A 16,622-nucleotide genomic window follows, 5' to 3' on the forward strand; every position below is an offset into this window, starting at 1 on the left:
TCAACGCCTCATTCATTATTGTTGTTATCGAGATGGAGCCGATCCAGAATCGACTCTGCCAGGGTGACGGCGAGTGCGCCCTGCATCATGGATTCGTGACCACCGTCCACCTCGTGGGAAACCGGCTCAGGGAGAAGTCCTTGCCAAGTCGCGCCAGAGTGACCGCCGGATACATTAGCAGACGCTGTGAAATGATGCACTCTGGCCGCAATTTTTTCCACTTCATATTGTGAAGCAATGGTGTGATTTTGTAGTACCACTGCATAGAGCGCGGCGAACTGGGCCCGCGACATTTCCGCGGGCAACACACCGGCTTGTACACTCAGATCATGGATTCTGGTCAGGTAAGCTTCTGTTTCCTCGCTGCTTTTAGCCGTACCCACTTCATCTGGATTAGCCAGGGGTACACCCAGCGCTTTGCCCAGAAGCGCCGCGCCGGAATCCCGAGTGCCCCGCAGATGCTGCGGACTGTAGGTATCCAGCATCACCACGTCCGCCACCTGATGACCAAGCGCCTCCAGCCTGGCCGCCACAGCCCAGGCGAAAATACCGCCAATGGACTGACCCAGAAGGGAGTATGGTCCCTGGGGCTGGGTGTTCAGGATTAGGCCCACATAGCGTTCAGTCATTTCCGCAAGGCTGCCTAGCGGGGGCTGAGTACCGTCCAGGCCCTGGGCCCGGAGCCCGTAGACGGAATACTGATTCCGCAACGCCCGAGCCAGGTCGGCATAGCACAGGACATCGCCACCAATGGGATGAATCATAAACAGCGGTGGCCGATCGGACACTTCAATGGGCACCAGAAGATCATCGGTGCCCTGCCCGCCCTGGATCAGTTGAGCCAGTTTTTCGATGGTCTGGGTGGTGAGCAGTGCAGCCACCTGCAGCTGCAGGCCGAAGGTTTTGTTCACTTTCGCCATAATGCGCACCCCAACCAGGGAATGCCCGCCCAGCTCGAAGAAATTATCGGTGACGCCAATACGCTCCACCGGCATGAAGGATTCCCAGATCGTGACCAAGGCTGATTCGACGTCGTTTCTGGGTGCCACGTACTCCGCACCGCCCAGCTGAATCGCCACCGGCCTGGGCAGGGCTTTACGGTCAATCTTACCGGCCGGCGTCAACGGCAGGGCATCCATCACCGTAATGGCAGCGGGGACCATGAAGTCCGGCAAGGATTCCCGCAGCTGCGCCCGCAAGCGCTGGGGGTCCAGGTTCGGACCGGAGTGCCCCCCTTGATCGGCAACGCCCTGACCGGCCACAACATAAGCTGCCAAAGCCTTACCACCGGGCAGGTCATCCCGCACAATGACGACGTTTTCCCGCACGCCGGGCAACGCAGACAGCGCGGCTTCCACCTCACCCAGTTCAATGCGGAAGCCGCGCACCTTGACCTGGTTATCCACCCGGTCCAGGTACTCTACGGTGCCATCGGCTAACCAGCGACCCAGATCCCCGGTTCGATACATTTTCGCACCTGCCTGGCCGCAATAGGGGTCAGCAACAAAGGCAGCGGCGGTCTTGTCCGGATTGCGCCAATAGCCCTCACCCACCCCGATTCCGCCGATGCAGATCTCCCCCGGCACACCGGGCGGCACCAGGCGCAGCAGCGGGTCCAGAATATAGACCCTGAGATTGCCCAGGGGTCGGCCGATGGGCACGGACTTCTGAGTTGCCGGCAGTGGTTGCCGGATCGAGCATTGAATAACGTCATCCGCGGCTTCTGTGGGGCCATAGGCATTGACCACCGGTATATTGGGGAAGAGTTCGAGCCAGTCGTTCACCAGTTCCACCGACACCGCCTCCCCGGTGGCCATCATCCAGCGCAGAGAGGGCAGCTCCCGTTCGGACTGGGGCAGCTGGCGCACGTATTCCATCAACAGTTGCAAGGCCACGGGCACCAGTTCCACCACGTCAACCTGATGCTGCTGCACTTTCTGGAACAGCTTTCGGGAATGGGTGACATCGTCCAGCACCACAACCTGGCCGCCCCGGGTGATGGGTCCCACGAATTGCCACACAGAGATATCCGATGATGCAGGTGCAGTTTGCAGGAAGCTGAACGCATCCGCAAAGCCCAACACTTCACATTCCGCCTCAATGTGGTTGATGGCTCCGTCGTGGCGCACAATGGCCCCTTTGGGCAAACCCGTGGAACCGGAGGTGTAAATCATGTACGCCCGGTTGCGCGGCCCCAACGGCAGGTTCGGGTTGTTCATGGAACCGCTGGCGATCTGCGGCCAATCGCGGTCCAGACACACCCGATGCAGGGTGGACGGGGCTGAGTCCGACTTTGGCAGCAAATGCTGTTGTGTGATCAATACCCCCACGTCGGAATTCTGGATCATATAGTCGATGCGATCGTCGGGATACTTCGGGTCCATAGGCACATAGGCCCCGCCGGCTTTCAGGATGCCAAGAATGCCCACCAGAAAATCGCAGGAGCGCTCTGCGCACAAGCCCACCAGATGGTTTTCGCGCACCCCATGTTCCATCAGATAATGGGCCAGTTGATTGGCACGCTGATTCAGTTCCAGGTAAGTCAATGCGCCCTGGTCGTCGGTGATGGCGAGGGCACCAGGCGTGCGCTGTACCTGCACTTCAAATTTCTGGTGGACACACAGGCTCAGATCATAATCCCGTCTGGTATCATTCCAGGATTCCAGTAACCTGAGTCGTTCACCGGGCTCGGTCACCAGATTAAGCTCTGCCAGGGTCACGTCGGCCTGCGCCAAAACCTGATGGCTGAGCGCACGAATCCGCTGCAACATTCCCAGGTCGGCAAACAGATGGCGGTGATAGAACAAATTCAGTTTGAGACGACCCGCCACCTCGGTTACCACAAACTGCACATTGTTGGCAGGATCGCTGGGGGTTCCCTCCGGGCTGAATGACTCACCCAAAAATTCGGTCTGCCCCAGGAACTGATAGAAGTTGTACATAAAGCCGATACGGCCTTTAGGTGACAACTGCAATTGCTTGCCGATGGAGATCAAGCGGAAATCCTTGATGGATTTCTGGAACTGGCGCGCGTATTCCAGCAAATCCACGAAGCGCTGGTCAGACGACAATGCCCCTTTGTTGAAGACAAAGGGAATCTCCTGAATGTAACAGCCCAGTGCTTCATGGTGTCCTTTGATACGGCCACCCATGGTTTCCTGAATGGAGAAATCCGTATCGGCTCGGCAATACTGTTGCACCACAAAACCAAACAGGCACTTGAAATACAGGGCCGGGGTTATACGACGGCTGCGGCAGAACCCTTTCACCGCATCCCAATGACTATCCTCCAGATACAACTCCCGGGTAACAAAGTGGGAGGCTGCCGGCACCGGGGACGGCACGGTGAACGCCAGCGGCTCAACCGTGGCCAGCTTTTCCTGCCAGAACTGGAGCACCGGTGCGGTATCCATCACGTGCCGATCCACCGCGACGAAGTCGGCATAGGGCACGGCAGACAGCGAATAGGAATCCTGCTGCGCTAAACGCTCATAGGCCTGGGTCCACTGGGACCAAAGCACATTCAGTGACGCCCCATCCAGTATCGCGTGGTGCGCTGCGGTCACCACCACAAAATGTTCAGGGCCCAGCTTGACCACATAGTAGGAAACCAGTGGATCCCGTTGCAGATGATAGGGCTTGTACACCAGACGGTTAATCAATTGTGCCAGTTCCGCGTCAGAAAACTCCACATCGCTTTTATCGATCAACTGTACTTGTGGCGTAGTCTGTTTGTCGATGACCAGGTAACCCATATCCAGACTGGCTTTCTGGGATGCCACGAAGCGTGCCCGCAGCATGGGCTGTTGCTCAACAATGGTCCGCAAGGCCCGTTGCCATAATTCAACATCCAGGCGGCGGTGGATATGAATGTTCCAACCGTGGCTGCTTTGCAGGGAGTCCGGGTTCACCAGGTTGTCCATGAACATGTCATATTGCATGGCGGAGAGAGGCTGAACGCTCTCTGCAGTAGCCGAATCCAGATCAAGCGCCTGCAGCAACTGTTGGCTGGCCAGCAGGTCTACGGCCGCCACTGGAGTATCCGGTGCCTCCACCAGCTGGCTACATACGTTCTCGAAACCGGACAACAGAGCCTGGGCGGTGGATTCCACGAACAGGTCGGTGTTGTATTCCAGAGAGGCGTTAAGTTGATCGCCATCCAGCGTCAGGTTCAACGTGAGATCAAATTTGGCCGATGCGGTTTCTGAGCCGAGAATTTCCACTTCCATATCGCCAATGCGGGCCTGTTCCGCAAGTTGCGCGGTGTTGAAACCTGCACTGTCCAGCAACTGGAACGCTACTTGTACCAAGGGGGAATAGGACGGGTTTCTGGCAATGCCCAAGTGTTCCACAATTTTGTCCACGGGCACATCGCCATTGGAAAAGCCTTCCAGTACGGTTTCTTTGGTTACGCCCAAGGCTTGACTGAGCAGCGGATTCCGATCAAAGCGGGCACGCAGTACCAGGCTCTGGATGAAGAAGCCGATGATTCCTTCCAGCTCCGGGCTGTTGCGTCCCAACGTTGGCACACCCACTACGATATCCGGCTGGCCGCTGAAGCGGTACAAGACCACTTGCCAAGCCAACAGTGTCGCCATGAAAGGGGTAACCCCCGCTTGCTCGCACAGGGCCAGCAGATTTTGGGTCAGCGGCTCCGGTAAGGTGGCGTTCACCGTGGCCCCGTGTGCAGTCTGAACTTTGGGGCGAGGTTTATCCAGGGGCAGATCCAGAAGCGCCGGCACACCCTGCAGTTGCTGCTTCCAATACTGAAGCTGCTGCGCCATCGACTGGTCGTCCAGGCGTTGTCGCTGCCAATAGGCGAAATCGGGATAATGGATGGTGAGTTCCGGCAGCGGCGACGGCTGGCCGGAAATAAATGCCAGATACAGCGTCATCAGCTCACGGAACAACACCACCTGGGAAGCACCGTCCGAAATGATATGGTGCATACACAACAGCAACATCTGCTCTGATGATTCACTTGCTGTAGAGTCGGCATGGTTCGGGATACAGTGGGTCCTGATAAAATGGGCCCGTAACAACGGTGCTTGTAACAGAGAAATCGGCGTGCGGCTGTTCTCCGTGATCAATGCATTCAATTGCGCTGCCTTAGTTTCGTCTCCTAACGCGCTAAGGTCGGAACGCTGCAGGACAAAAGGCACCTTCTGTTGAATCTGCTGAATGGGGTTACCGGATTCGTCTGTGTCGAAACAGGTGCGCAGGGATTCATGGCGCCGGATCAGTTCAGCAAAGGCTTTTTCCAGTACGCCATCATCCAGATGGCCTTTGATCCGCACCGCCACCGGCATGTTATTTGCCTGAGTGCCGGGATTCATCTGCTCGAAGAACCACAGTCGTTGTTGACCGAAGGACAAGGGAGCTCGTTCCGGTTCAGGGCGCCGCGTGACCGGCATCTGGGATTGCGCGTTGGGCTGCTGTTCAAGTTGCCGTAACAAAGAACGAATGGTCGGGTGTTCAAACAGCTTACGTACTGGAATGGTCATCCCCAAAGTACGGGACATGCGACTCACCAAGCGGGTGGCCAGCAGCGACTGCCCCCCCAGTTGGAAGAAATTATCAGTGACCCCAACCGGCTGAACGCCCAAGACCCCTTCCCACAATTTGCAGAGAGTTGCTTCCTGCTCTGTTGCCGGCGCCACATGCTCTTTCTCAGACTGCAACTGCGGCTCGGGCAGTGCTTTGCGGTCAACTTTGCCATTGGGCGTAAGTGGGAAGCGTTCCAGCATCACCCAGGCATCGGGCACCATGAACGCGGGTAAACGATCAAGACAGGCCTGCTTTAATACGGGCTCCCAGTCCGCCTGGGTATCCGTGACCACCACCCAGGCCACCAATCGCTGTTGGCCGGAGGTTTCTTTCAATACATCCACCAAGCTATCCTTGACGGCATCCACATGATTCAACACCGATTGAATTTCGCCAGCTTCAATCCGATAGCCGCGCAGCTTGATCTGATGATCGCGACGCCCCAGATATTCTACATTGCCATCCGCCCGATACCGTACCCGGTCACCGGTGCGGTAGAATTTAGTGGCATTCTCTGATGGTTTTCCGGATGGATTGTCGGCTACATTGTCGGCTGCGCCGGACGGGGCATAGACATTGGCAAGAAAGGCTGCCTGGGTCTGCTCCGGGTTGTTGATGTAGCCGGGGCCCACACCGTCGCCCGCGATATACAATTCTCCGATGGCGCCCGTGGGCAACAGTTCCTGTTGGTCCCCCAGCACATAGAGTTGCACGTTATAGTTAGGACGGCCAATGGGTAAGGCCGCAGCATGATAATCTCGCTTCACATCCACCGGATACCAGGCCGCGATGTCAGCACATTCCGTGGGACCGTAACTGTTGATCAACTGACAACGTGAGTGCTGCAACCAATCTGCAAGGCGAGGCACGTTGATGGGCTCTCCACCTAAAAACAGCAGCCTGAGGGACGCCAGTTGCGGCCAGTCAGCCGGTTCATCCTGCAGAGCATAAAAAGCACTGGGAGCACAATTGAGCCAGGTCACCCCATGACGGGCAATGATCCCATTCAGTTTATGGGCATCAAACTCATTGAAGTGGGGAATGACCAGTTCGGCTCCCTGCAGCAGAGGTGCAAACAGGTTTTTCTGCGTGAGATCAAAACCGACCGCTGACATCAACAGCACCCGGTCCTCTGCCACCATATTGAATTCACCCCGGTACCAGTTGAGCAAATTCATTTCCGAACGATGATATGCGCCGGTGCCTTTTGGATTGCCGGTTGAACCGGAAGTGAAAATCACATAGAGCAGTTGTTCGGGTGATACCTGAACCGGCGTCACCATTTCGGACAGCGTTTCCATGGCTGCCAGTAAGGTTTCCCAAACCAGGATGGGCGTTGTCTCCGGCAGCGCAGACAACAAATGCTGCTGCGTCAACACCAGGCGCGCATCCGCGTGCTCAAGAATGTAGGCCAAGCGCTGTTTTGGATAGGAAGCATCCAGTGGCACGTAGGTGGCGCCGGCCTTGATGATGCCCACCAAGACAGTAAGCAAGTGCAGGTTGCGATCGAGGCAGAACGCTACTTTATCCCCTGCTTTGATCCCCTGCGCCTGCAGCGCGGCCGCCACTTTGTTGGACAACTCATCCAGCTGGCCATAGGTGAGTGTGTCGTCACCACAGCGTACCGCAATACGCTCCCGGTGCTGCAGCAGCACGGACGTCAGCGCTCGGTCCAGGGTCAGTTCGCGATCATAATCATGAGCCGTGAGATTCCACTCAATCAACTGCTGTTCTCGCTCCTCCGCAGACAGGAACTCGAGTTGATGAATAGGCAGATCAGGATTGCAGGCAACGCATTCCAGCAGTGCTGTGTAATGGTCGACCATGCGCTCAATGGTAGCGGGCAGGAACAGGTCGCTGTTGTATTGCAGGGAGCCACCCAGACCGTCGCTGGATTCCCATAAGGTCATGGTCAGCTCGTACTTGCTGGAATCCACACCGGGATCGAACGGCTCCAGCGCAATGTCCCCAAGGCGATCAGCGCCAGACAGTGCGGCTTGTTCCTGAGGCAGATTCTGATAGGCCAGCATCACCTGGAACACCGGTGTACGACTCATGTCCCGGGCGGGATCCACCTCATCGACAATCTGCTCGAAGGGCATCTCCTGATGCGCCAGCCCATCGAGTACGGACTGCTTTACCTGCTGCAGAACCTGAGTAAAGGTCTCCCGGGCGGAAACGTCAGCCCGGATGGCCAGGGTATTCACAAAGAATCCCACCACCTTTTCCAGTTCAGCCCGCTCCCGACCGGCCACTGGCGTGCCGATGCAAAAATCGTTTTGCCCGGAGTATTGCCGCAACAGAATAAATAAACCACTGAGCAGAGAAACGAACAACGACGTGTTGTCGTTGACGGCCTGTCGGTAGAGCGCATCACGTACCGGTTTGCCAATGCTGAAGCGCACGGTTTTTCCGTTATAGCTCTGCACGGCCGGTCGCTGGAAATCCAAAGGCAGGTTGAGGGGTTCGACGCCATGGAGCTGCTGCTTCCAGTATTCCAACAGTCGTTGTTGCTGAGCCTGGTCAAGGCGCTGGCGCTGCCATTGGGCAAAGTCCGCGTATTGGATGGGCAAGCGGTCCAACATCACGGCGCCATGAAGATCCAGTTGCAGATAGGCCTGGGCCAGATCCTCGATCAACAGATTCATGGACCAGCCATCGGTAACCACGTGATGAATCGCTACCATGAATACGTGGTCATCCGCCCCCAGCCTGAACAGCCGGGTGCGGAATAAGGGGCCACGGCTCAGATCAAACGGAGTCATTAATTCTATGGCCAGCAGGCGCTTGCACTCGGTCAGCAAGGCTTGCTCTTCAGTGCTGCCCGCTTCGCGCTCCACGTCCACCACCGGTAGAGGCCAGTGCTGTGGCTCAAGTATTTTCTGATAGGGCCCCTCTTCGTCCTCACCGAAATGGGTGCGCAAGCCTTCATGGCGATTCAGCACTTCCGACAGTGCTGCTTCCAAGATGGATGGCTTCAATGCTCCGCGAATTCGGATGATCGAAGGCACCGTATACGCCAGGGATTCCGCATCAATTTTATCCAGCAGCCAAAGCCGTTGCTGGGCAAAGGAAAGGGGTAAACGTTGGTCTCGCGCCACGGGCACCAAGTCGGGCTCATCCACGCTGCGCAGATGAGCAGACAACCGCAACGCCAGCTCCGCTACGGTGGGATGCGACATCAGATCCCGGATCGGCAGTGTCACGCCCAGGCGGGTCCGCACCCGCGCTGCCACCTGGGTCGCCAACAGGGAATGACCACCCAATTCAAAAAAGTTGTCGTGCACACCCACCTGATCCAAACGCAACACCTGGGCCCAGATCTCCGCCAGGGCCAACTCCTGTTCGTTGCGGGGCGCCACATACCGATCCATCGCGGAAGTCCAGCTCGGTTGTGGCAAAGCTTTACGATCTATTTTGCCGTTCGCAGTGAGCGTGAATGCCGGCAACACTACCCAGGCATCCGGCAGCATGAAGCTGGGCAGATGCCGACGGGCAAGCGGCTTCAGTTCGGAAATCAGGGCAGGATACTCCGCTTCGGGCCGCTGACTGACCACCCACACCACCAGTTGGTCCACGCCGGACGGGTTCCGGATGACATCCGCCAGGGATTCCTTGACGTCCTCATGACGATTGGCGAGCGCCTGGATTTCGCCTGCTTCGATGCGATAACCCCGCAACTTGATCTGATGGTCGCGACGTCCAAGATACACCACGGCCCCATCGGGCTGGTAACGTACCCGATCGCCGGTGCGATAGAGTTTGGAGCCCGGTTGAAAGGGGTTGTCAATGAACACAGACGCGGTTAACTGCGCCTGATTGAGGTACCCGGGGCCGACCCCGTCACCGCCAATACAAAGTTCGCCAATGGCCCCCCTGGGCAGTAGCTCCTGATGTTCCCCCAATACATACAATTGCACGTTGTAGTTGGGTTTTCCAATGGGAATGGCGGACTTGCCGCTATCCTGCGTGAGATCAATGGCATGCCAGGCAGCGATATCTGCACATTCTGTGGGGCCGTAACTGTTGATGAGCTGGCAAGTGGTCTGTTGTAACCAGGGGCTTATCCGTGACAGATTGATCGGCTCGCCACCCAGGAACACATAACGCAGTGAGGCAAGGCGTTGCCAATCCCCTGCAGCGTCCACCAGGGGATAGAAGGCACTGGGTGCGCAGTTGATCCAGGTGATTTCCTCGCGCTCGATCACCTCAATGATTTTTTGCGGATCATATTCCTGAAACTCGGGGATCACCAGGCGCGCGCCGCAGAGCAACGGCGCGAACAGATTTTTTTGCGTCAGATCGAATCCAATGGCACTGAGCAGCAGCACCCGGTCATTGGCATTCATCTGGAACGCCCCGGTGTACCAGGCCAACAGGTTGGCTTCACTGCGGTGATAGGCACCGGTACCTTTGGGGTTCCCGGTGGAGCCACTGGTATAAATGACGTAGATGAGGTCGTCATCCTGAAACTGAACGGACTCGGTAGATTGAGTGTCTGGAGCCTCGGCCAGCCACTGCGGCAGATCCGTGACATCCAGGACATCCATTTCAGCAGGCAGGTTTTCACTCAGGTGCGGTAAGGACAACAGGGTACGAATACCGGACTGTTCACAGATGTAGCGAATCCGTTGCTCCGGATAAGCGCCATCGACGGGAACATAAACCGCTCCGGCCTTCATTACACCCAGGATCACCGACATCAGGTGAAGATTGCGATCCGACACCACACCGACAAAGGCATTACGTTCAACGCCCTGCCGGCGTAACGTTGCCGCCACCGCATCAGAACACAGGGCCAGTTCAGCATAGGTCAGAACCTGGTCCCCCTGGCTCACTGCGATGCACTCAGATGCCTTTCCGGCCGCTTGAGTGAAGAGGTTTTCGATACGATCGGCGGTGTAGTTGAACTGCGTTTGGTTCCACTCATGTAATTGCTGTTGACGCTCTGCGGCGGACAACACTTCAAGCCGGTGTAACGGTCGTTCCGGATGTTGGAAAGCCTGCTCGCAAAAACGTTGCAGATGATCCACGAACTGTTGGGCACTGCTGGCACTGAACAGATCGGTATTGTAATTGAGCGTCCCGCAGAGCCCCTCAGTACCAGGCCACAGGGTCAGGGTCTGTTCGAACTTGGCCGTGTTGAGCTCCAACGCATAGGGCTCCAGGGACAGGGTTCCCAGTTGCCCGGCCGCGATGGCGGAATCGCCCAACGGAATATCCTGATAGGCCAGCATCACCTGGAAAATCGGAGACCGGCTCATATCCCGTACCGGATTGAGTTCCTCCACAATCTGCTCGAAAGGGATGTCCTGATGTTCGAAACAACTGAGCGCCGTTTGTTTTACCTGCTCCAACAGTTGGGAGAAAGACTGACTGGATTCTGGCGCCAACGGCACCGCCACTGTGTTGACGAAAAAGCCCACCACGTCTTCCAGCTCCGGCCGCTCCCGCCCAGCTACCGGCGTACCCACAGCGAAGCGTTCCTGGCCACTGTAACGCTGCAGTAATGCACCATAGGCCGCCAACAACACCATAAAGGGCGTCATCTGGAAACGATTGCACAACGCGTTCATGGCTGCGCTCACCGTTGCACCCAACGTAAACTGGATGCTGGCACCGGCAAAGGTCTGCACCGGGGGGCGCTTGTAATCGAGTGGCAGTTCCAAAGTGGCCACATCCGCCAGCGACTGTTGCCAGAACGCCATCTTGGTGTCGAGGGTGTGCGCCAGGTATTCCTGCTGCCACACAGCGTAATCTGCGTAGTGCAGACTGGGCGCAGGCAGTTCCGTTGCACCACCAGATAACAGGCGGACATAGACCTCACCCAATTGACGAACCAACAGGGCATTGGACCAACCGTCGGTGATAATGTGATGCAGCACCACCACCAGCAGATGTTCGTTTTCGGCGCGCTGTATAATGGCCCCTCGGAACAAAGGGCCTTGATCCAACTGAAACGGCGTTAACACCTGGAGGGAAACCTGCTGCTTCAGGGCAGACTCATCCAAATTACGGCCGTCGATGAAAGTAAGCTGCCAGTCTGACTCCGACAGAAACTGTTGGTACGGCCCCTGCTCATCTTCAGCGAAGATGGTGCGCAACCCTTCATTGCGGTTGACGACTGCCCTAAAGGCCGCCTGAATCAGCTTAACCTGAATGGCGCCCCGCACGGTCACCACACTGGGGACATGATAAGCCGGGTTACCGGCATCAATCCGGTCCAACAGCCACAAACGCTGCTGTGATGCAGACAGCGGGATGCGCTGCTGCCGGGAGACGGCAACGATCTGGCCCAGTTGTTCACTCTTTTGGGCCTTGAGCACGCGACCGGACAATTGCGCCACCGTGGGGAACAGCATCAGATCCCGGATCGGCAATTCAATGTCATACAGCTTGCGAATGCGGGACACGATCTGGTTGGCCAGCAGCGAGTGCCCCCCCAGATCGAAAAAGCTGTCCTCTACGCTGACCCGATCCAGTTTAAGCACCTGGGCCCAGATGGTGGCAATACTGTTTTCCAGATCGTTGCGTGGCGCCACAAACTCAGTGGCCATGCCCTGGGTGGCCGGTTCCGGCAAGGCTTTGCGATCAATTTTACCATTGGGGGTCAGGGGCCATTGCGCCAACACCACAAGCTGAGCCGGCACCATATAGTCCGGCAACCGGGAGCGCAGTTGTGCCTGCCAGTCTGCCGGCAACGTGCCCGCAGCATTGAGGCCATAGCCCACCAAAGCATCCTCTTTCACCAGGACCACTGCGTCTTCGATTTGCGGCAAGGACTTGATGGCAGCCTCCACCTCGCCCAACTCAATGCGCAAACCGCGCACTTTAACCTGAAAGTCCTTCCGGCCGAGATACTCGATGTTGCCATCCGGGCCAAAGCGCCCCAGATCGCCGGTTCGATACAGAAGCCCTTGATAAGCTGAGCCATCCGCAAGCGGCGGGCGAACAAACACCTCTGCATTCAGATCGTCACGACCGATGTATCCCAATCCCACACCGGCCCCACCGATGCAGATCTCACCCACGGTACCCAGGGGCGCCGGCAACAGGTTTTCATCCAACACGAACAAATCGGTGTTGCAGATGGGCTTGCCGATGGGAATCAGCTGGTTCTCAGAGGCGATGTTCTGCAGCACATGGAAGGACACCACGTCGGTGCATTCCGTGGGGCCATAACTGTTCACCACCTGGGCAACGGTGTCGGCATATTGCAACCATTGATGCAGAGCTGACAAGCGGATGGGTTCGCCACCCAGAAATACCCAGCGCAGGGTTTGTAATTGACGGGCCCGCTGCGGATCACAGTCTTCTACAATGGAATACAGGGCACTGGGTGCGCAATTGATGTGGGTGATCCCATGACGCTGAATCTCGGCCGCCACTACACCCGCATCAAACTCCTCCATCGCCGGAATCACCACAGCACCACCACAGAGTAGCGGTGCGAACAGGTTTTTCTGCGTCAGGTCAAACCCGAATGCACTGATGATCAGAGTGCGGTCATCGGCCCCAAAATCGCAGAGCGAGGTATACCAACGCTGGAGGTTAACCTCGCCCCCATGTGCCACCAGTGCCCCCTTCGGTTTGCCGGTGGAGCCTGACGTGTAAATCGCATAAATCGGATCTTCAGCTTTGATCTCAGGCAGAGTAAATTCTGCGGCGAAGGTGTGCAGTGAGGCATTGACCTCTTCCAGCGTCAAGCGCACACCCTTAAAGTTCTGTAGCTTCTGTTCCAGACAGCGCTCGGTAATCAACAACCGGGCCTGGGAATCCGACAGAATGTATTCAACCCGCTCACAGGGATAGGACGATTCTATGGGAATGTAAGTAGCGCCGGTTTTAAGCACTGCCAATACGGCAATCACGGACCATTGGGAGCGCCCCAGGAAAATCCCGACGCGATCACGGGGCACCACACCCTGCTCCATCAGCAGGTTCGCCCATTGGTTGACGACCGCATCCAGATCTGAGTAAGTCAGGCTTAACTCATCATAGATCAGTGCGATTTGCTGCGGATAACGGGTAACCGCATCCTGATACCAGGTAAGTATGGTGCTGTGGGTGAGTGGCTCTGCGTTATCATTCCATTGCGCCAACTGGCGCCGTTCCGCCGCCAGATCAAATTGCAGGTGGGCGAATTGCGTTGCCGGATCGGATACCAATTGACGGGTCACCTGCTCCATGCGCTGCAGGAACTCCAACGGCACGAACACAGCCCCATCAAACCAAAGTTCAAACTCCAGGGACGCGCCGTAATCCTTCACGAACACCTGTACGGTATTGTCCACATGAGAAGAAAAGGTGTAAGGCAACGAGGCAACCCCGTCGATGCTCACTGGCTCCAGAAAGTTGAAATAGTTGTACTGGAAACTGAGGGAGCCAGCCGGGAACAATTGATTGAGCCTGGCCAACGACAGGAAGGTAAAATCCTTGATCTCACGACGGTATTGGCGTTGCTGACTGAAGAATTCTCCGGCATTGCGGCTGGCGGCCAGCAGGTCCCTGGGAATAATGTAGGGCACTTGCTGATAGAACACCCCGATACCACCCTCTTCCGCTGCGCTTCTACCGCTTTGAATGTCCCACAACACGAAATCCGATTCCGGACGACAGTATTCCTGAATCATGAGCGCGGCGACCAGCCGGTACAAAGTACTGGGATGGGTTTTCTGTTTGCGGCAATAGGCATTGATGGACGCCAGCAATGTATCGTCTATGGGCAGCGTCAGGATCTGATAATCCCGCTTAGATGGCCAGGTGCCGGGTTTGGAAAACACCAACGGCGCAGTGGTTGCACTTTTTTCCTGCCAGAACTTCACAGCACTGGCCTGATCCACCGCAGCGTGGTGACGCTCTACATAATCGGCAAAGCAATCGTCATAGGCAGGCAATGTCTGAGCCTGTTGCGGCGGGAGCCCGGCTTCGTAGGATTGGATTATCTTGCGCAACATCGCCATGCCGGACATGCCGTCCAGGATGATGTGGTGACAGGACAGCAAAAGCCAGCTCTGGTCGCCACTCACCATAAGTTGGAACCGAATCAGTTCATTGGCGAAAATATCGTGGGCACGGTAACACCACTGGTCAAAGTGGCGCGCCACAAACGCGTCCGCATCGTCACGCCCACCCAAATCAATCAACTCCAATTCCACAGAGTGATGGGTGCGAAACACCTGGTAGGCGCTGTCCGCCCAGGGAAGATCACAGCGCACGAAGCGGGCCCGCAGCGCGCCATGGCTTTGAATCACATGGTTGATGGCGCGTTGCAGCAGGGCATGATCAACCGGTTTGGGGATGGCATAGCGGAATCCCACAGCGTATTGTCGTGTTTCCGGTCGTAGTTCTATATCCTGAACAAACGCCATCTGGGTCGTGGTAAGGCGGCACAGCTGCTCCCCTTCCGCCAGGCCAAGCTCCTCGCTCAACGCCGCCTGGGAATCCAGCTGAATGTTCTCCAGTCGTTGTTCCGGCTCCTCCAGCATACTGTTCAATGCCTGATTGAAATGCGCCATCAAGCGTGAAATGGTGGATTCATCAAACAGGTCGGTGTTGTATTCAACGTAGCCACTCAGATCGGTCTCGTTCTGTGCAACACTTACAATCATGTCAAACTTGGAATCCGCCTCCTCCAGCTTCACCGGTTCCATGGAGAGATTGGTCATGCTGCGGAACGCATCCAGCGTGGCGGCTTCATCGCGGCCAGCCTGTACCGATCCGGAAAAATTCTGCAGCTGGAATCCGACTTGTGCCAACGGGGGATAACTTGGATTGCGAGGTACATCCAGGTGATCAATGATAAGTTGCGCAGGGGTTTCCTGATGGGACAACACATCCATCAGTCGTTGTTTGACGTTGTCGAGATGGTGCTTCCAGGTGGGGTTGCCCTTCAGGTCCGCCCGCACCAGTACACCATTAACAAAAAACCCGATCAGGTTTTCCACTTCCTGCAGATGGCGGCCGGCGGTGGGCATTCCGATGCAAAAATCCGTTTGCCGGGCATGACGGGACAGCACCATCTGCAACGCAGCCATCAGTGCCATAAACACGGTATGGCCCTGTTCCTGAGCCGTTTTGATCACTGCTGTGGCGATGACAGGGGGAATGGAAAAGTGATAGCGGGCTCCATTACTGCTTTGGATAATGGGGCGCGGCCGATCCGTGGGTAAGGCCAACAATGCAGGTACACCCCGGAGTTGGGACTTCCAGAAGGCGAGTTCCTGCTCCAGTTTGTCACCGGTCAATCGCTGCCGCTGCCAGGCGGCGTAATCCAGAAACTGCACGGGCAATTCCGGCAAAGGGGACGGCGCGCCCTGCACAAAGGCGGCATACAGCATGGCAATTTCACGCACCAACAGGTTCTGTGACAAACCGTCGGAGATAATGTGGTGCAGACACACGACCAACAGATCATGGGCCTCAACCAACTCGCTGCCACCCCGAACCTGAACCAGGTCGAACCGATACAATGGTCCTGCCGCCAGATCGAAAGGTTGCAAGGCGTAGTGTTCCACCGCCGCCTTGATCTCCGCGTCATAGTGGTCGTGCTCAGTGATCACCAGGTCGTGCACTGGCAGTTGAAACGCGCCAGGCTGATGAATATGGGCATAGGGCTCGCCGCTGTCATTTTCCCTTACCACCAGACGCAGTACTTCGTGCCGTTCAATCACGGTGGTAATGGCCCGTTCCAGAATGGCCACATCCAGGCCACCGAAAAACTTGAACGCCATGGGCAGGTTGTAAGCAATACTGCCTGGGCTCATTTGATCCAGCGTCCACAACGCCGCCTGGGTATAGGAAAGCGCCAGCTCACCACTGCGCTCAATCACCGGAATGGAGGTGGAAGCCTGGACCGGGGCCGCTGCTTCGCGCAGGAAATCCATGATCTCCTGTTTGGCTTCGCCAAGCTGCTGCTTGATCTCCGGCGTCACCGCCCCTTTGGGCGCTTTAATCTTCAGCTTGTCGTCCACCAGCGAAATCTGGATATTGGCTTTGCGCAAACTGGTCAGCAGATCAAGCACGTTCATATAGCGAAACTTTTCCTATAATGGGACATTCTAGTCCTGTAATAA

The 16,622-nt window shown here is 56.7% G+C and carries 1 protein-coding gene; it reads right to left on the reverse strand.

Annotation, left to right across the window (positions count from 1 at the left end):
* Positions 1-8: 8 nt before the first annotated feature.
* On the reverse strand, positions 9-16,577 hold the full coding sequence (locus D9N14_RS10160; protein ID WP_290579268.1) for a non-ribosomal peptide synthetase: 16,569 nt from the start codon (positions 16,575-16,577) through the stop codon (positions 9-11).
* Positions 16,578-16,622: the final 45 nt, after the last annotated feature.

It is taken from the genome of Ketobacter sp., from assembly GCF_003671495.1.
Classification (GTDB): domain Bacteria; phylum Pseudomonadota; class Gammaproteobacteria; order Pseudomonadales; family Ketobacteraceae; genus Ketobacter.